Origin of the sequence: Pantoea rwandensis (assembly GCF_002095475.1) — a bacterium.
Lineage (GTDB): Bacteria > Pseudomonadota > Gammaproteobacteria > Enterobacterales > Enterobacteriaceae > Pantoea > Pantoea rwandensis.
On record NZ_MLFR01000003.1, the window covers coordinates 1 to 18,434 of the forward strand.

Genomic DNA, 18,434 nt, shown 5'->3' on the forward strand with positions numbered 1-18,434 from the left:
AGTTATTCGGGGCTGACAAGGGTTTATTACAAAAAATTGACTGAGCGCTACTTTTTTAACCGAACAGGCTAAAAACAGACATTTCTCGATCAATAATCAGTCAAAACCGCCCATTTGGCGGCACAAATCAGCGTCACGCATATAAGCACCAATGCTATTCTGATAGCCCAACGCCGTTTTCTTTGTTGCAGACTGAACAATTATTAAAGAAGGATTTTCAATGATTCGCTCCGCGCGCAGTATGGCCGGCTTGCCCTGGATCGCCGCAATGGCGTTTTTCATGCAAGCCCTCGATGCCACCATCCTCAATACTGCGCTCCCTGCTATCGCCACCAGTCTTGAACGTTCCCCCCTCGCCATGCAATCTGCCATTATCAGCTATACGCTTACCGTAGCGATGCTGATTCCTGTGAGTGGCTGGCTGGCCGATCGCTTTGGCACGCGCAAAGTTTTTATCGTTGCCGTTTCACTGTTTACGCTGGGTTCATTGACGTGTGCGCTGTCTGGCTCGCTGAGCATGCTGGTTGTCTCGCGCATTATTCAGGGCGTTGGCGGCGCGATGATGATGCCGGTCGCACGTCTGGCACTGTTACGTGCTTATCCACGAAGTGAATTGCTGCCGGTACTTAACTTTGTAACCATGCCGGGATTAGTCGGACCGATTCTGGGACCGATGCTTGGTGGCTTGTTGGTCACCTACGCCAGCTGGCACTGGATATTCCTGATCAACATTCCAATCGGCATCGCGGGCATCTTCTATGCACGTAAATTTATGCCGGATTTCACCACGCCTAAGCGTCGCTTTGATTTTGGCGGCTTCATTCTGTTTGGTTTAGGTCTGGTGCTGATATCCGTCGGTATCGAACTTTTTGGCGAGCGTATTGTGTCACCGTGGCAAGCGGTTCTGGTGCTGTTAGCCGGTGTCGCGCTGTTGCTTCTTTATATAGTGCATGCACGCCGCCATCCCGCACCGCTGATTAGCTTACCGATGTTTAAAACCCGCACCTTCTCGGTTGGCATCATCGGTAATATTGCAGCACGCTTAGGCACCGGCTGCATTCCGTTTTTAATGCCATTGATGTTACAAGTCGGTTTTGGTTACCCCGCATTAATTGCAGGCTGCATGATGGGACCCACAGCGATTGGCTCACTGCTGGCTAAATCCACCGTGACGCAAATTTTACGGCGTTTCGGTTATCGCAAAACGTTAGTCGGCATCACTATCATTATTGGTTTTCTGGTCGCCAGCTTCTCGCTGCAAACACCGGGTGAAAGTATATTGATGTTGTTGGCGGCGCTGTTTGTATTAGGAATGGCGATGTCGACGCAGTTCACCGCGATGAACACCATCACTCTGGCCGATTTGAATGATGAGAACGCCAGCGGAGGAAACAGCGTGCTGTCGGTGACACAACAAGTATCGATCAGCTTTGGTGTGGCCGTCAGCGCTGCGGTGTTGCGCTTCTGGCAGGATATTGAAAGCACCACTGTGCAGCAATTCCACGCCACCTTTGTGACGATGGGCGTTATTACCGTGCTGTCGGCGTTTGCTTTCTTGATGTTACGTCCAGGCGATGGCCGTAATCTGATCGCTAACCGCGAGAAAAAGAAAAAAACCGCTTAAACCGAACCGCGCTCCACCAGCTCCGGCGTCAGAACCAGCGTTTGCTGGCTGGCGTCAGGATCGCTCATACGATGAATCAGCGTATCAATCGCCAGCTCGCCCAGCTCATCTTTGGGCTGATGGATAGTGCTGAGCGGCGGCGTGAGATAACGCGACAGTTCTATATTGTCATAGCCCATCACCGCAATATCTTGCGGCACGCTTAATCCCGCCTGGAATAACGCGTGATAAACGCCTACTGCCATCGCATCATTACTGGTGAAAACCGCTTCAGGCAATAACTCTAACGTCAGCAGTTGGTTCATCGCATTAAAGCCACCCTGAAATTCGAAATCACCGTCGACCACATAACCCGGCAACACCGGCAATCCACTGCTGGCCATAGCTTTGTGGAAACCCTCCAGACGCAAACGCGCCGGGGTTTTATCCTGCGGGCCAGCAATACAGGCGATACGTGTGTATCCGCGATCGATCAGATGCTGCGTCGCCAGCTCACCGCCTAACAGCGCGTTATCCTGAATAATGTCGCCACGCCCTTCAAACGGCGCCCAGTCCATCATCACCATCGGTACAGAGGGATAACGATTGAGGATCTCAGCAGAGGGAAGATGCGTTTCAGTGCACATCATGAGCAATCCATCGACGCGTTTTTGCATCAGCGTTTCGAGGCTGCGATTCATACGCTCTTCATCACCTTCGGTGTTACACAAAATCAAGCTATAGCCGCGTTCATAGCAGCTATTCTCCACGCCGCGCACCACTTCAGAATAGAACGGGTTACTGCTGGCTGTTAGCAGCATACCGATGGTGCGCGTCTGATTGATCTTCAAACTGCGCGCCAATGCGGAAGGCGCGTAGTTCAGTTCACGAATCGCTTGCTCAACCTTTTCCCGTACCTGCTCGCTAACAAAGCGATTGTTATTGATGACGTGGGAAACGGTCGATGTTGAGACGCCCGCCAAGCGGGCGACATCTTTCATGGTCGCCAAAGGCTTAACCCTGTTGCTGCAGGAAGGTGTCGATCTCAGCACGCCACGGTACTGAGGGCTGTGCACCTGGGCGCGTCACTGCAATTGCAGCGGCGGCATGAGCAAAACGTACCGCATCATGCATTGCCACACCTTCTAAACGCGCAGTAATAAAAGCGCCATTGAACGTATCACCTGCCGCAATAGTATCGATAGCCTGAACGCTGAAGCCTGGAATGCGTACACCTTTGCCTTGTTCACTTAGCCACACACCGCGACGCCCTAAGGTGATCAGTACAGTGTGAATGCCTTTTTCATGTAACGCCTGTGCTGCACGCGCTGCGTCTTCATCACTTTTCACCGCGATGCCTGTTAAAATTTCGGCTTCGGTTTCATTCGGCGTGATGATATCAATTAAAGCCAGCAACTCGTCAGAGAGCTGGGTCGCAGGAGCAGGGTTCAGGATCACCTGGGTAGCATTGGCACGAGCAATCTCTGCTGCAGCCAACACGCTTTCCAGCGGCGACTCCAGTTGCATCAGCAGTGCGTCCGCCTGGGCAATCACCTGCTGATGGCGCTCCACGCAAGCTGGCGTCAGCGCCGCGTTAGCACCAGAGTAAATGCCGATATTATTCTCACCTTCGCCGTTAACGAAGATCATTGCCACACCGGTGGCTTCATCCGCCACGGTTTCCACTGGCGCGGTATCAATACGGTCCTGCTGTAATTGCTGGCGGATACGCTCGCCAATGTCATCTGCACCGACACAGGCGATAAAAGCGATGTCGGCACCGGCACGCCCCGCAGCCACAGCCTGATTAGCCCCTTTGCCACCAAAAGCAATCTGATACTGTTTTCCGATCACCGTTTCACCCGGACGTGGAAAGTGGGTGAGGTTAAGGATGTGATCGGCATTGATGCTGCCGAGTACCGCCAGTTTTGCACTTGTGTTCATAGGGTTTGATCCAAGAAGTTGCGCCACCGGTAAGGTGGCGCGTTGCCATGCTTTTCTTTATTTTTTATTTGGTTACCAGCTTCAGGTCAACCGGGTTTACTGCCTGTACTTTCTCGCCTTTCAGCACTTTATCTGCAATATCAACACCAATCACGCCAATCTTATCGGGCATCTGCGCGACGGTAGCCGTCAGCTTACCGGCTTCTACCGCTTTCACACCGTCAGCAGTGCCGTCAAAACCCACCACCAGCACATCGGTTTTGCCCGCAGTTTGCAGTGCACGCAGTGCACCCAGCGCCATTTCGTCATTCTGCGCGAATACGGCCTGCACATCTGGATGCGCCTGCAGCAGGTTCTGCATCACGTTCAGACCTTTAGTACGATCAAAATCTGCTGGCTGGCTCGCCAGAATATTAAATTTGTGTGCATCGGCTGCCTGTTTGAAACCTTCGCCACGCTCACGCGCTGCCGATGTACCGGCAATGCCTTGCAGTTCAATAATTTTTGCGCCATCACCCAGTTTCTTCGCGATGAAGTCACCGGCCATTTTGCCGCCGAAACGGTTGTCAGAAGCCACGTGGCTGACTACGGTGCCCTGTGCCGCCATGCGGTCCAAGGTGATCACCGGAATGTTGGCCTGGTTGGCCATTTTCACAGCGTTACCCACAGCATCAGAATCCGTTGGGTTGATCAGCATCAGTTTGGTGCCGCGCACAGTCAGATCCTGTACGTTCGCCAGCTCTTTCGCCGGGTTGTTCTGAGAATCTAACACCACCAGGTTATAACCCAGTTTGTCGGCTTCTTTCTGTGCGCCATCTTTCAGTGACACAAAGAACGGATTATTCAGCGTCGATACAACCAGCGCAATGGTGTCCTTTGCCATCGCGCCAGCACTGAGGGTGGCGCCAAGGATGACGGCCAATGCAGTTAACTTTTTCATTTATATAATCCTGTGTGAAGGTCAGAGTTATTTACTGCTTTTGTTATCCACCAGCACGGCCAGCAGAATGACAACGGCTTTAACAATCATTTGGTAGTAAGAAGACACGCCCATCAGATTCAGCCCGTTGTTCAGGAAACCAAGAATCAGTGCACCAATCAGCGTGCCCATGATGCGACCTTTACCGCCTCCCAGGCTGGTTCCGCCCAGCACCACCGCCGCGATAGCATCCAGTTCATAACCGGTGCCCGCCGTAGGTTGCGCAGAAGAGAGACGCGCCACTTCAATGGTGCCCGCCAGCGCTGCCAGCAGACCACACAATGAATAGACGATGATTTTGACGCGGTTAACATTGATACCTGACAGTCGAGTCGCCGCTTCATTACCGCCCAGCGCATAGATATAACGACCCAAACGCGTGTGGTGCAGCATGTACCAAGCCAGCGCAAACACGACTGCCATCAGCCATACCGGCGTTGGAATACCCAGCGGACGGCCAATACCAAACCAGCCGAACAGATCAGCGTTATCACTGAAACCGGTATTGATCGGGCTACCGTTGGTGTACACCATGGTGACACCACGCAGCAGTAGCATCATGACCAAGGTGGCGATAAAGGCCTGCACCTTGCCGCGTGCCACAATAACCCCAGTAATCCCGCCGATTGCCGCACCGAGTGCCAGTGAAGCGACGACCGCCACCAGCGCATTCACTTCCAGGCCCACAATCGATGCCGCGACAGCACCCGTTAGCGCCAGCAGCGATCCTACGGACAGATCAATACCCGAGGTGAGAATCACCAGCGTCATCCCCACGGCCATAATGGCGTTGACCGAGGTCTGCTGCAGAATGTTGAACATGTTGGCAACGGTGAAGAAGTTCGGGCTTTGGCTTGCTACCACGGCGATCAGCACAATCAGCGCAATCAGCGACTTCTGCTCCAGCAGCCAGGCTTTGCTGAACCAGCGACGGCTGGCGGGTAAGGTTTGGGTGCTCATACAACTAACTCCTCGCTGTGTTGCTTACCGACTGCTGCCGCCATCAGGGATTCCTGGGTAGCCTGCTCACGGGAAAATTCGCCACTCAGATGGCCTTCATGCATCACCAGAATGCGATCGCTCATGCCCAGCACTTCCGGCATTTCCGACGACACCAAAATGATGCTCAGCCCTTCGGCTTTAAACTGGTTAATTAACTGATAAATCTCTTTTTTCGCACCCACGTCGACGCCGCGCGTCGGCTCATCCAGAATCAATACGTTCGGGCGCGTCATTAATCCGCGCGCAATCGCCACTTTCTGCTGATTGCCGCCCGAAAGCAGACCGATTGGCTGCTCCATTGACGGGGTTTTGACGTTAAACAAACGGATGAAGTCACCTACCGCCAGCTGTTCTTCACTGTGTTTGAGGTTACCGGTGGCATGGCTGAAATAGCGCAGCGCGGTTAATGACATGTTCTCTTTCACCGACATGCCGAGCACCAGGCCATCGCGCTTGCGGTCTTCTGAGATATAGACGATGCCGTTGGCCAGACCATCCTGAGGCGAGCGAGTCATAATTTCGCGGCCGTTAAGCGTCACGGTGCCCTTACTGCGCGGCAATGCGCCGTACAGCACTTTCATCAGTTCCGTGCGTCCCGCGCCCATCAAACCGGAAATGCCGAGGATTTCCCCTTTGCGCAGGTTAAAGCTGACGTTATCCACGCCCGGTCCGCTGAGATGCTCAACGGTTAAACGAATGTCACCCGGCGCTTGATCGATATGCGGATATTGATCCTCCAACTTACGACCAACCATCATCTCGATCAGGCTCTCTTCACTGAGATCGCTGACCGCACGCTCGGCAATAAACTGGCCGTCACGGAATACGGTGACGTCATCGCAAATCTCGAAGATCTCTTTCATGCGGTGAGAGATATAAACGATGCCGCAGCCCTGCGCTTTCAGTTCATTAATCACGCGGAACAGCGACAGGGTTTCGGTATCGGTCAGCGCATCGGTCGGTTCATCCATAATGATGACTTGCGACTCGAAGCTGAGCACTTTCGCAATCTCGACCATTTGCTGATCGCCAATAGATAAATCGCCCACCAGCTTGTGGCTGTTGAAGCGCAAGTTCAGGCGATGCAATAAAGCATCCGCCTCGGCGTACATCCTGTTCCATTCGATGCGGCCAAAGCGGTTAACGAATTCACGACCCAGAAAAATATTCTCCGCGACGGTCAGTTGCGGAATCAGGTTGAGTTCCTGATGGATAATACCAATGCCCGCTTCCTGCGACGCTTTCGGTCCAGAAAAAGCCACATCCTTGCCGAGCCACTGCAGCGAACCGGCATCCATGCTGTAAATGCCAGTCAGCACTTTCATCATGGTGGACTTGCCCGCGCCATTTTCACCGACCAGCGCCATCACGCGGCCCGGATAGACAGCAAGCGAAGCGCCGTTCAGCGCCTTGACGCCGGGAAACGACTTTTCAATCCCTTTGAGTTGCAATAACGGTTGCATAACGGCCTCAGAAGGTCACGCCAGCGCTAAGGATGACATTCGCATACGGAGAACACTCTCCGCTGCGAATGACCGCCTGACTACGCTGTGTTTCTTGTTTGAACTGTTCATGACTGGTGTAACTAATGGTGATGACATTCCCCTGGTGCCGTTGCAAGGCATCGAGCACGGCGAGCAGTGCGCTGTGAAGCTGCGGGTTGTGTTGCTTGATCTCCTCCGCCATCAGGGCGCTTTCGACTTGCATCTCCTGGGTGACAACATCAACCACCTGTAAAAATTCGGGCGTTCCCGGCGTCAGTGCTAAATCGATACGCTGTGGGCCGGCCGGAATCGGCAAGCCTGCATCAGCAATCGTCAGCGAGTCGGTGTGTCCCAGGCGGGCAATCACATGAGAGAGTTCAGCGTGTAACAAGCGACCTTTTTTCATTTCTTCCACTCCACAGCGAAACGTTTCGCTGACCGGGAGTGTATTAAATGTACGCGGCAACTCAATGGCATCATCACGGAAGTGTGATCGCCATCGAAACGTTTCGCTTGTACCGGGGGGAATTTGAGTTTGGCCGTAAAAAGGGCCGCATCTGCGGCCCTTAAAAGGAGAGAGGTTAAATCTCGACTTGGGTGCCCAACTCGATCACGCGATTAGGCGGAATTTCAAACTGATCCGGCGCGCGCAGCGCATTGCGTTGCAGCGCGAGGAATAGCTTGCCGCGCAGGCGCAGATACCATGGGCGATCGCCAATAATCAGCGATTCATGCGACATAAAGAATGAGGTTTCCATCATGCGGCAGTTAAGACCTTCCAACCCACAGCGGTGGAAAATCTCTTCCACATTTGGGGTTTCACGCCAGCCGTAACTCGCCACCACACGCCAGAAAGTGGGCGACAACTGTTCGATGGTGACGCGACGCACGTTGTGCACGTAAGGCGCATCTTCCGTACGCAGCGTTAGAAGGACCACGCGCTCATGCAGCACCTTGTTGTGTTTGAGGTTATGCAGCATGGCAAACGGAATCACGTTCAAGGCGCGTGACATGTATACCGCAGTGCCCGGCACACGCACAGGAGGCGATTTCTCCAGTGAGGCGATCATCGCTTCAAGTGAATTACCGTGCTCATGCATACGGCGCAGCAGGCGGAAGCGCTCGCTTTTCCATGTGGTCATCACGATAAACATCATCAGCGCCAACGTCAGCGGCAACCAACCGCCAGAGAACACTTTGACCAGGTTAGCCGAGAACAGCGACACGTCGATACACAGCATGCCGATTAAGATCACAATCACCAGATAACGATTCCAGTGCCAGTTTTGAATCGCCACCGTGGAACAGAGAATCGCGGTCAGTACCATGGTGCCCGTCACCGCGATACCGTAAGCGGCTGCTAGGTTGCTGGAGTGTTCAAAGCCGACAATCACGATCACCACGGAGAAGTAGAGCAGCCAGTTGATCACCGGAATGTAAATCTGGCCCGACTCCTCCTCGGAGGTATGCACAATGCGCATTGGCGGCAAATAGCCCAAACGTACCGCCTGACGCGTTAACGAGAACACGCCAGAAATGACCGCCTGCGAGGCAATGACGGTAGCTAAGGTTGCCAGGATCAGCATCGGAATCAACATCCAGTCCGGCGCGAGCAGGAAGAAGGGGTTTTTGATCGCTTCAGGATGTTTAAGCAGCAGCGCGCCTTGACCAAAGTAGTTAAGCACCAGCGAAGGTAAGACGACGATAAACCAAGCGAGACGAATCGGAAATTTGCCGAAGTGTCCCATGTCCGCATACAGCGCTTCCACGCCCGTGATGGCGAGCACCACGGCGCCCAGTGCAAAAAACGACACTGTTTTGTATTGGATGAAGAAGTGCATCGCCCAGTACGGATTCATTGCATGCAGGACATCAGGATTATCCAAAATACTGCGCGCACCCAATACCGCCAGGATGATAAACCACAACAACATTACCGGGGCGAACAGCTTTCCTACCATGCCGGTACCGTGTTTCTGAATCACAAACAGCAGCGTCAACACCGCAATCGCCAGAGGGACGATATAGGTATCCAAGCTTGGGGCGGCGATTTCCAGACCCTCAATCGCCGATAGCACCGAAACGGCTGGGGTGATCACCACTTCACCATAGAAGAAACTGCCGCCAATCAAACCCATAATGACAAGAATTGCCGTGGCTCTGGCGCCAGTATTGCGGCCCGCCAGTGACATTAGGGTCAGGATACCGCCTTCGCCGGCGTTATCGGCACGCATCACGTAGCTGATGTATTTCAGCGACACGACGAGAATCAACAGCCAGAAGATCAGCGATAAAAAGCCAAAAACGGCTTCACGTTCTACCCCAAAGCCGAACTGGCCAGAGAGACATTCACGTAATGTATAGAGCGGGCTGGTACCGATATCGCCATACACCACGCCAATCGCGGCGAGTGTAACTGCGCCAAGGGACTGCTTCTTATCCGAGCTCATAAGTTGTCTTTTGTTGGAGCCGATAAGGCATTTGCCTACCGCTCAAGCCATCAAAAAGCGCACAGTATGCACATATTCCCAAAAAAACCTACTCTTACAACATGTCATCATGACGTCAGCGACGCGGTTTTTCGCCGAAATTCGACGCCGAAAACCGCCTGAAGCAGCGAGTTCTCTCGCCTCAACCTTCTGAAACAAAAAAGCTGACGGCTATCAACGCAATCAAGCATGATAACCAGTAGAGTATTGCGCTCGCCAGAATATGACGGCTCCAGGATCAGAAGGACAATGATGTGATTATGGCTCAACCCCATCTTTTGGCAGAAAGAATTTCTCGCCTGAGCAACGCCCTGGAGAAAGGGCTGTATGAACGGCATCATGCGATACGCCTGTGCTTACTGGCTGCATTAAGTGGCGAGAGCGTATTTTTGCTGGGGCCGCCGGGCATTGCCAAAAGTCTGATTGCCCGCCGCCTGAAATACGCCTTCCAAAACGCCCGCGCCTTTGAATACCTGATGACCCGTTTTTCCACCCCCGAAGAAGTATTTGGCCCGCTGTCGATTCAGGCGCTGAAAGACGAAGGGCGCTATCAGCGATTAACCAAAGGCTACCTGCCGGATGCCGAAATCGTCTTCCTTGATGAAATCTGGAAAGCCGGCCCGGCTATTCTGAACACCTTACTGACCGCCATCAACGAACGCCGCTTCCGTAATGGAGACAGTGAAGAAAAGATCCCAATGCGCTTGCTGGTGACGGCTTCCAACGAATTGCCGGAAGCGGACAGCGGGCTGGAAGCGCTGTATGACCGCATGTTGATCCGGCTGTGGCTGGACAACGTGCATGAGAAGCAGAACTTCCGCAGCATGCTCACCCACCAGCAAGATGAAAACGATAATCCGGTGACGGAAGCGCTGCGCATCAGTGATGAAGAGTATCACCAGTGGCAGAAAGGCATCAGTCAGGTGAGTTTGCCCGATCATGTGTTTGAGCTGATTTATCAGCTGCGCCAGCAGCTGGAAACGCTGCCTGACGCGCCTTACATTTCCGATCGGCGCTGGAAAAAAGCCATTCACCTGCTGCAAGCCAGTGCGTTTTACAGTGGCCGCGTAACCATTGCGCCCATTGATATCATCTTATTGAAAGATTGCCTGTGGCACGATGTCACCTCGATGAAGCTACTCGATCGTGAAATCGATGTGCTGATGACGCAACACGCCTGGCAGCAGCAGCCTTTGCTGCATAAGCTGCAGCAGATCAAAGGCCGTCGTCTGGCACTGCAACAGCAGCAAAGCGTGGCGCAAGCACTCACTTTGGAAAAACACAGCGGTATGTTCAGCCGCAAACCGCACTACGAACTGCCTGCTGCCATCACCGACGAACAACTGACGCTTATGCTGCAACAGCCGCTAACGCTGCACGATATGCAAGTGACGCATGTGCTGATTGGCCACGAGGCGCTCAATCAGTGGCTGCTCAAAGGCGGTGAAATCCGCGGTAAGCTGAACGGCATCGGCTTCGGTCAGACACTTGATCTGCTGGTCGACGCACATCACTGCCTGACATTGCGTGACGTGAGCCTTCAGTCCACACGATTAACCTTACCGGGTGCCAGCAGCAGCAGCGAAATGCCGCAGGAAATCATGGATGAATACGACGAACTGGATACGCAATTGCGCGCCCAGCGCACGCTCTTCAGCCAACACCAGCGCTGTCTTTTTATTAGCGATGACTGGCTGGCACGCATTGAAACCAGCTTGCAGGACGTGGCAGAACAGCTGAAACAGGCGCGTAAATGATCTCGCTGGAGACGCTAAGCACGCTGTTATCGATTGGCGAAACGGAGTTAATCGAAGAGTTGATTTTGGCCCTGCTCGCGTCGCCACAGCTGGCGCTGTTCTTTGAAAAATTTCCGCGCATGAAACAAGCCTTAATGCGCGATTTACCTCGCTGGCGTTCCGAAATCGCTGAACAGATGAAAGCCACGCCGGTGCCAGAAGCGCTGGCGCAGGAGTTTCAACTGTTTCAGCAGATGCAGTTAATCAGCACACAGGACTTCAGCCGCCAGCTTCCCCTCATCATGTCGCAGCTGAAAAGCTTGCCATCGCCGTTCATTGAAGAAGCCAGCAAACTGCTGCTGCGTAATGAAACTGAGCAACTCAGCAGTGCGCAACACACCCTGTTTTTACAACGCTGGAGACTCAGCCTGACGCTGCAAACCCTGACGCTGAACGAAACCATTCTGGAAGAGCAGCGCGAACGTCTGATGGCCGAGCTGCAACAACGGATGGCGATCAGCGGACAGCTGGCACCGATTCTGACCGACGATGATGAAGCCGCTGCCGGTCGCTTATGGGACATGAGCAAAGCCCCGTTACAGCGCGGTGATTACGAGCTGATCGTGCAATATGGCGATTTCCTCGCACAGCAGCCGGAATTAATGAAACTGGCGCAGCAACTGGGCCGCAGCCGTGAAGCCAAATCGGTGCCGTCGCAGGATGCGCCTTTAGAGGCCTTTCGCCAATTGGTACGCGAGCCGGATCATGTGCCGGAAGAGGTCAGCGGCATCCATCAGAGCGATGACGTACTGCGTCTGTTGCCGCCAGAGTTGGCAGCGCTGAGCATCAGTGAACTGGAACTGGAATTTTATCGCCGCTTGGTGGAAAAACGCCTGCTGACATACCAATTGCAAGGTGATGCATGGCATGAAAAAGTCACACTGCGCCCCGTCAGCCACCAGCAGCACGAAGAGCAGCCGCGTGGTCCCTTTATCGTCTGCGTCGATACTTCTGGTTCAATGGGAGGATTCAACGAACGCTGCGCCAAAGCCTTCTGCCTTGCGCTGTTGAAGGTGGCCTTAGCCGATAAACGTCGCTGCTATATTATGCTCTTCGCCCACGAAGTCATCGGTTATGAACTCACAGCAGAGAGTGGCATTGAGCAGGCCATCCGCTTCCTTAGTCAGCGTTTTCGCGGTGGCACCGACCTCGCGGCCTGTCTTGCCGCAGTGGTGCAGCGTATGGAAGGCAGTCTGTGGCAGGAAGCGGATGCGGTGATCGTGTCAGATTTTATCGCTCAACGCCTGCCTGATGATCTCGTTAGCACCATCAAGCAACGTCAGCGCCAGCATCAACAGCGCTTCCACGCCGTGGCGATGTCGCTGCACGGTAAGCCAGGCATTTTACGCATCTTCGATCACATCTGGCGTTTCGATACGGGTCTGAAAAGCCGCTTGCTGCGCCGCTGGAAGCGCTAATTCATCTGACAGAAATGCTTATTTGCTATAGTGATTAGTTCGCACACTGAGCATTTGGAGCATCTTGTGACTACCGCCCAACTTCCTGCACCGACCCGCACTTTGCAGCTCTCCGGCCAAAACGCCGAACAAAAACGGAGCGAGCTGCTGGCCTATTTCACCCAAACATGGGAACTATACGAAAGCCTGTTTGACTGCCTGGCCGATGAACGCGCTTATTTCGACAAAGCCATCTCATTACGCCATCCGTTAATCTTCTATTTTGGCCACACCGCCACGTTCTACATCAATAAGTTGATGGCCGGCCGCTATCTGGAGCACCGCGTAGACGACCGCATCGAAGCAATGATGGCGATAGGTGTGGATGAAATGAGCTGGGATGATCTTAATGACAGCCACTATGCATGGCCGACCATTGAAGAAGTGCGTGATTATCGCGGCAAAGTGAAAAGCCTGGTGAGTGAAATCATTCGCACCATGCCCTTGGAACTCCCCATTACATGGGAAAGTCCTGCGTGGGTGATCTTAATGGGTATCGAACATGAGCGTATTCATCTGGAGACCTCCAGTGTATTGATGCGCCAACTGCCTATTGCTTGGGTCAAACCGCAGCCGCATTGGCCAATGTGTACGCAGGCGCGACATGACCGAGCATCCGTACCGGTTAACAGCCTGATCAACATGCCAGGAGGCCGCGTACAGCAGGGTAAAACGGACGATACCTACGGCTGGGACAATGAATACGGTCATCAGGTAAGCGAGCTTAAGCCTTTCAAGGCCAGCAAAATGTTGGTCAGCAACGCCGAGTTTTACCGTTTTATCGCTGCCAACGGTTATCAGGACCAACGCTGGTGGGATAACGAAGGCTGGGGCTGGCGCGAATTTTCTGGCGCACAAATGCCGACATTTTGGGTGGGTGAATTATCGCAACCCGATCAGCTAAAACTGCGCTTGATGACCGAAGAAGTGGCCATGCCATGGGATTGGCCAGCTGAAGTCAATCAGCTCGAAGCGGCGGCCTTCTGTCGCTGGTTGGCAGAAGAGACCGGGAAATCCATTCAGCTACCTTGTGAAGCCGAATGGATGCAGTTACGCGAGCAGGTAAGCGGCGATCAACCCGACTGGATCGACGCGCCCGGCAATATCAATTTGGCCTATTGGGCTTCATCAAGCCCGGTGGATCGCTTTGCGCAGGGCGAGTTTTTCGACATCGTCGGCAATGTCTGGCAGTGGACCACCACGCCAACCAACGGGTTCGAAGGTTTCAAAGTGCACCCGTTATACGACGACTTCTCGACGCCGACCTTTGATGGTAAACACGCGCTGATCAAAGGCGGCAGCTGGATTTCCACCGGTAACGAGGCGTTGAAATCGGCTCGCTATGCTTTCCGCCGTCATTTCTTCCAGCATGCCGGTTTCCGCTATGTGGTTTCCTCGCATGAAGAGACCATGGCACTGAATCCGTACGAAACCGATAGCATGGTGTCGCAATATCTCGATTTTCAATATGGGCCAAGCTATTACGACGTGCCGAATTACGCCGCTGCGCTGGTGGAAAAAGTGCTGCCGCACTGTCATGCGCGCAGCACAGCTCTGGATATCGGTTGTGCCACCGGTCGCGCCAGCTTTGAGCTAGCCCGCTATTTCGATACCGTGACCGGTATGGATTACTCCGCGCGTTTCATTGATGTGGCACTGCAACTAACTTCCGGAGAAGACTTCCGTTATGTGATACCGGAAGAGGGTGAGCTGGTGGAGTATCGCCAGGTGCGGTTGAAAGATTTTGATCTCAGCGACGAGCAGGCAAAACGCATTCAATTTTTGCAAGGCGATGCCTGTAATCTTAAACCGCAGCCAGATCGCTACGATCTGGTACTGGCTTCCAACCTGATAGACCGTCTGCGTCAGCCGCAGCGTTTCCTGCAGGACATCACGCCGATGATCAAAGCTGGCGGATTGCTGGTGCTCTCTTCGCCTTATACCTGGCTGGAAGAGTTCACGCCAAAAGAGAACTGGCTGGGCGGCGTGCGCGAGAACGGTGAAGCACTGACCACTTATCAGGCGTTGCAGCGATTACTGCGTGAGGATTTCGAAGAAGTTGCCGCACCGCAGGATGTGCCCTTTGTGATCCGCGAGACGGCACGCAAGTTTCAGCATACTCAAGCACAGCTCACACTCTGGCGTAAGCGTTAAAAAAGCGTGCAGACTGCGGCACCCGCGCAGTCTGCACCTTGCCTGCAATGCTAATTTGCTGCACATTCTCCACTGTTCATAGAAGAAGAACCTTAAGAGGATGGATGATGGCGGAACAACTGCAACTGGATAACCTTGATCGCGGTATTCTCAATGCTCTACTTGAGAATGCGCGAACCGCTTATGCCGAGCTCGCTAAACAGTTCAACGTCAGCCCGGGTACCATTCATGTGCGTGTCGAAAAGATGAGACAGGCGGGCATTATTTTAGGGACGCGCGTTGAAATCGATCCCCGCCAGCTTGGCTTTGATGTGTGCTGCTTTATCGGCATTATCCTGAAAAGTGCGCGCGACTATCCCGCTGCCCTCAGCAAACTGGAAGCGCTGGATGAAGTGGTAGAAGCCTGGTACACCACCGGTCACTACAGCATCTTTATTAAAGTGATGTGCCGATCCATCGATGCGCTACAACAGGTGCTGATCAATAAGATCCAGACCATTGATGAAATCCAGTCCACCGAAACCCTGATCTCATTACAAAATCCAATCATGCGTACGATCAAGCCGTAATTCCCTCCTTCCTGTGCACAATCTTATCCCAGGCGGATCACACGAGTGATGCGCCTTGTCGCCTGATGCTTTCTGTTATTAACCCTGTTTTCCACAGGTGGATCACGGCTTGATCACAGCGTACAATGCTCGCCTTTAGTGCGGGAGAGCATCATGGCCGATATTACCTTAATCAGTGGCAGTACCCTTGGCAGCGCCGAATACGTCGCCGAACATCTGGAAGCAAAACTGCAGGAAGCGGGCTTTTCAACCGAGGTACTGCACGGGCCAGAGCTGGAAGAGCTGCCTCAAGAGGGGATCTGGCTGATTGTGACGTCCACGCACGGTGCGGGTGAACTGCCAGACAACTTGCTTCCTTTATATGAAGCATTGCAAGAGACACAACCGGACCTTTCCGGCGTGCGTTATGGCGCAGTAGGGATTGGCAATCACGAATACGATCTCTTTTGTGGCGCAATCAAGTTAATAGAAGAACAACTCAATCAGCTCGGTGCAAAACGCATTGGCGATCGTCTTGAGATCGACGTTCTCGAGCATGAGATTCCTGAAGATCCCGCAGAAGTGTGGGTTGAGTCTTGGAAAACGCAGATTTAAAACGATCCCAGCCGGTTGGGGATCGGGAAAACAGGGCGATCCCCAGTTTATTTCGCTATTTTTCTCTTTTTTTTTCGCCTTACTCTGTGGATAACATAGCCTTAATCATGCGTATAACCGGTAGTTATCCAAAGAATAACCCTTGATGCTTTTTTCAGCTGTGCATAAGTAGCACTTTTGATCCCAGCTTATACGGATCAGGATCACCGATCATTCACAGTAAGTGATCCTCGCTAATCCTCTGTTTAAGAAATGTTTTTCCGGGTTATCAACAGAAACCTGCGATCCTAATAAGAGATCTAACAGAGAGATCATACAAAAGAATAAAGATCCTTTTTTTTAAACCGTAGGATCCCCGGCTTTCGCAGCAGACAGAATTTCAGTAGAATCCACCGCCCAGGGCAATGATCCCTGTCCGAACACTAACGAGGACCCACTTCATGTTTTATCCAGATCCTTTTGACGTCATCGTAATCGGTGGTGGTCATGCGGGCACAGAAGCCGCTATGGCCGCTGCTCGAATGGGTCAGCAAACGCTGTTACTCACCCATAACATTGATACGCTTGGACAAATGTCCTGCAACCCGGCGATCGGTGGTATCGGCAAGGGACATCTGGTAAAGGAAGTGGATGCCTTAGGCGGCTTGATGGCTACCGCAATTGACCAAGCGGGCATTCAGTTTAGGATACTAAACGCGAGCAAAGGGCCTGCCGTACGAGCAACCCGTGCACAGGCAGACCGCGTGCTGTATCGCCAAGCGGTACGCACTGCGTTAGAGAATCAGCCAAACCTGATGATCTTCCAGCAGGCGGTTGACGATCTGATTGTGGAAAACGATCGCGTCGTCGGTGCTGTGACGCAAATGGGTCTGAAATTCCGAGCTAAAACCGTCGTGTTGACGGTTGGCACTTTCCTCGACGGCAAAATTCATATTGGTCTGGATAATTACAGCGGTGGCCGTGCTGGCGATCCGCCATCTATCCCGCTGGCTAAACGCCTGCGTGCACTGCCGCTGCGCGTCAACCGCCTAAAAACCGGTACGCCACCGCGCATTGATGCGCGCTCAATCGATTTTTCCGTGTTGGCACCACAGCATGGCGATACGCCAATGCCGGTATTTTCGTTCATGGGGAACGTATCTCAGCATCCAAAACAAGTGCCGTGCTGGATCACTTACACCAATGAGCAGACACATGATGTGATCCGCAACAACCTCGATCGTAGCCCAATGTATGCTGGGATCATTGAAGGGATCGGCCCACGTTATTGCCCATCGATCGAAGACAAAGTGATGCGTTTTGCCGATCGTAACGCACATCAGATCTTCCTCGAGCCAGAAGGCTTAACCAGTAACGAAATCTACCCGAACGGCATCTCGACCAGCTTGCCGTTTGATGTGCAGATGCAGATCGTCCGTTCAATGAAAGGCCTGGAGAATGCGAAGATCGTGCGTCCTGGTTATGCCATTGAGTACGACTTCTTCGATCCGCGCGATCTGAAACCCACGCTGGAAAGTAAATTCATTCACGGCTTGTTCTTTGCTGGCCAGATCAATGGTACGACCGGTTACGAAGAAGCTGCAGCACAAGGTCTGCTGGCTGGCTTGAACGCTGCCCGCGCATCAGCGGACAAAGAAGGGTGGGCGCCTCGTCGCGATCAAGCTTATCTGGGGGTGCTGGTGGATGACCTCTGTACTCTGGGCACCAAAGAACCGTATCGCATGTTTACCTCACGTGCAGAATATCGTTTGATGCTGCGCGAAGATAATGCTGACCTGCGCCTGACAGAAACAGGCCGTGAGTTAGGCTTGGTCGATGACGCGCGTTGGGCACGTTATAACCAGAAGCTGGAAGCGATTGAGCTGGAGCGTCAGCGTCTGCGTGATCTTTGGGTGCATCCGAAATCCAGCAACGTTGACGAAGTGAACAGCGTGATCAGTGCGCCACTGACGAAAGAAGCCAGCGCTGAAGATCTTTTGCGTCGTCCAGAAATGACTTACGAGCTTTTGATGACTTTACCGAGTTACGGCCCTGCGCTGGCTGATACTGAATCTGCTGAGCAGGTTGAAATCCAGGTAAAGTATGAAGGCTATATTGCGCGCCAGCAGGAAGAGATTGATCGCCAGCAGCGTAATGAAAACACCTTGCTGCCAGTGGATCTCGACTATCGTCAGGTAAATGGACTTTCCAATGAAGTCATCGCGAAGCTCAACGATCATAAGCCAACATCCATTGGTCAAGCTTCGCGTATTTCTGGCATTACACCTGCTGCGATATCAATTCTGCTGATTTACCTGAAAAAACAGGGTCTGCTGCGTAAAAGCGCCTGATAGACTTAGGGGCGAGTCAACTCGCCCCTGTTA

15 protein-coding genes are annotated in these 18,434 nt (G+C 53.1%); 7 read left to right on the plus strand and 8 right to left on the minus strand.

Annotation, left to right across the window (positions count from 1 at the left end; all coding sequences use genetic code 11):
- Nucleotides 1–96: 96 nt before the first annotated feature.
- Nucleotides 97–282, minus strand: a complete 186-nt coding sequence (locus tag HA51_RS27165) for a hypothetical protein (RefSeq protein ID WP_162288392.1) — start codon at nucleotides 280–282, stop codon at nucleotides 97–99.
- Here HA51_RS27165 and mdtD point away from each other — a divergent pair.
- Entirely contained in the window at nucleotides 221–1,624 is a 1,404-nt protein-coding gene (gene mdtD / locus HA51_RS05165) for a multidrug transporter subunit MdtD (RefSeq protein ID WP_084932734.1), read from the plus strand. The two genes, HA51_RS27165 and mdtD, sit on opposite strands and share 62 nt — an antisense overlap.
- Here the strand turns inward: mdtD and rbsR are convergent.
- The 7 genes from rbsR to kup form a co-directional block, all read right to left on the minus strand.
- A complete protein-coding gene (gene rbsR, locus HA51_RS05170; RefSeq protein ID WP_084933300.1) occupies nucleotides 1,621–2,604 on the minus strand; it encodes a ribose operon transcriptional repressor RbsR in 984 nt (327 codons plus the stop codon). The two genes, mdtD and rbsR, sit on opposite strands and share 4 nt — an antisense overlap.
- 13 nt (nucleotides 2,605–2,617) lie before the next feature.
- Complete coding sequence (gene rbsK, locus HA51_RS05175; protein WP_084932736.1) at nucleotides 2,618–3,547, minus strand: ribokinase; 930 nt, start codon at nucleotides 3,545–3,547, stop codon at nucleotides 2,618–2,620.
- A gap of 64 nt (nucleotides 3,548–3,611) precedes the next feature.
- Nucleotides 3,612–4,487 (minus strand): ribose ABC transporter substrate-binding protein RbsB, encoded by an 876-nt coding sequence (gene rbsB / locus HA51_RS05180; RefSeq protein ID WP_084932739.1) that lies wholly within the window; start codon nucleotides 4,485–4,487, stop codon nucleotides 3,612–3,614.
- 27 nt (nucleotides 4,488–4,514) lie between these two features.
- Entirely contained in the window at nucleotides 4,515–5,486 is a 972-nt protein-coding gene (gene rbsC / locus HA51_RS05185) for a ribose ABC transporter permease (protein ID WP_084932742.1), read from the minus strand.
- Nucleotides 5,483–6,991 (minus strand): ribose ABC transporter ATP-binding protein RbsA, encoded by a 1,509-nt coding sequence (rbsA, locus tag HA51_RS05190; RefSeq protein ID WP_084932744.1) that lies wholly within the window; start codon nucleotides 6,989–6,991, stop codon nucleotides 5,483–5,485. The genes rbsC and rbsA overlap by 4 nt, the downstream gene beginning before the upstream one ends.
- A gap of 7 nt (nucleotides 6,992–6,998) precedes the next feature.
- Nucleotides 6,999–7,418 (minus strand): D-ribose pyranase, encoded by a 420-nt coding sequence (gene rbsD, locus HA51_RS05195; protein WP_084932746.1) that lies wholly within the window; start codon nucleotides 7,416–7,418, stop codon nucleotides 6,999–7,001.
- Nucleotides 7,419–7,593: 175 nt separating this feature from the next.
- The gene (gene kup / locus HA51_RS05200) at nucleotides 7,594–9,462 is read right to left on the minus strand and encodes a low affinity potassium transporter Kup (protein WP_084932751.1); all 1,869 of its coding nucleotides are present in this window, start codon (nucleotides 9,460–9,462) and stop codon (nucleotides 7,594–7,596) included.
- 299 nt (nucleotides 9,463–9,761) lie between these two features.
- Between kup and ravA the strand changes: the two genes are divergently transcribed.
- The 6 genes from ravA to mnmG all read left to right on the plus strand — a co-directional run bounded on the left by ravA (nucleotide 9,762) and on the right by mnmG (nucleotide 18,401).
- Nucleotides 9,762–11,258 (plus strand): ATPase RavA, encoded by a 1,497-nt coding sequence (gene ravA / locus HA51_RS05205; RefSeq protein ID WP_084932753.1) that lies wholly within the window; start codon nucleotides 9,762–9,764, stop codon nucleotides 11,256–11,258.
- A complete protein-coding gene (gene viaA / locus HA51_RS05210) occupies nucleotides 11,255–12,715 on the plus strand; it encodes an ATPase RavA stimulator ViaA (protein ID WP_084932756.1) in 1,461 nt (486 codons plus the stop codon). The genes ravA and viaA overlap by 4 nt, the downstream gene beginning before the upstream one ends.
- Nucleotides 12,716–12,781: 66 nt before the next feature.
- On the plus strand, nucleotides 12,782–14,908 hold the full coding sequence (gene ovoA / locus HA51_RS05215; RefSeq protein ID WP_084932759.1) for a 5-histidylcysteine sulfoxide synthase: 2,127 nt from the start codon (nucleotides 12,782–12,784) through the stop codon (nucleotides 14,906–14,908).
- Between the two features lie 107 nt (nucleotides 14,909–15,015).
- Complete coding sequence (gene asnC, locus HA51_RS05220) at nucleotides 15,016–15,477, plus strand: transcriptional regulator AsnC (protein WP_034830053.1); 462 nt, start codon at nucleotides 15,016–15,018, stop codon at nucleotides 15,475–15,477.
- Nucleotides 15,478–15,630: 153 nt separating this feature from the next.
- Nucleotides 15,631–16,071, plus strand: coding sequence for an FMN-binding protein MioC (mioC, locus tag HA51_RS05225; protein WP_084932765.1), 441 nt, complete (start codon nucleotides 15,631–15,633; stop codon nucleotides 16,069–16,071).
- 440 nt (nucleotides 16,072–16,511) lie between these two features.
- On the plus strand, nucleotides 16,512–18,401 hold the full coding sequence (mnmG, locus tag HA51_RS05230; protein WP_084932769.1) for a tRNA uridine-5-carboxymethylaminomethyl(34) synthesis enzyme MnmG: 1,890 nt from the start codon (nucleotides 16,512–16,514) through the stop codon (nucleotides 18,399–18,401).
- Nucleotides 18,402–18,434: the final 33 nt, after the last annotated feature.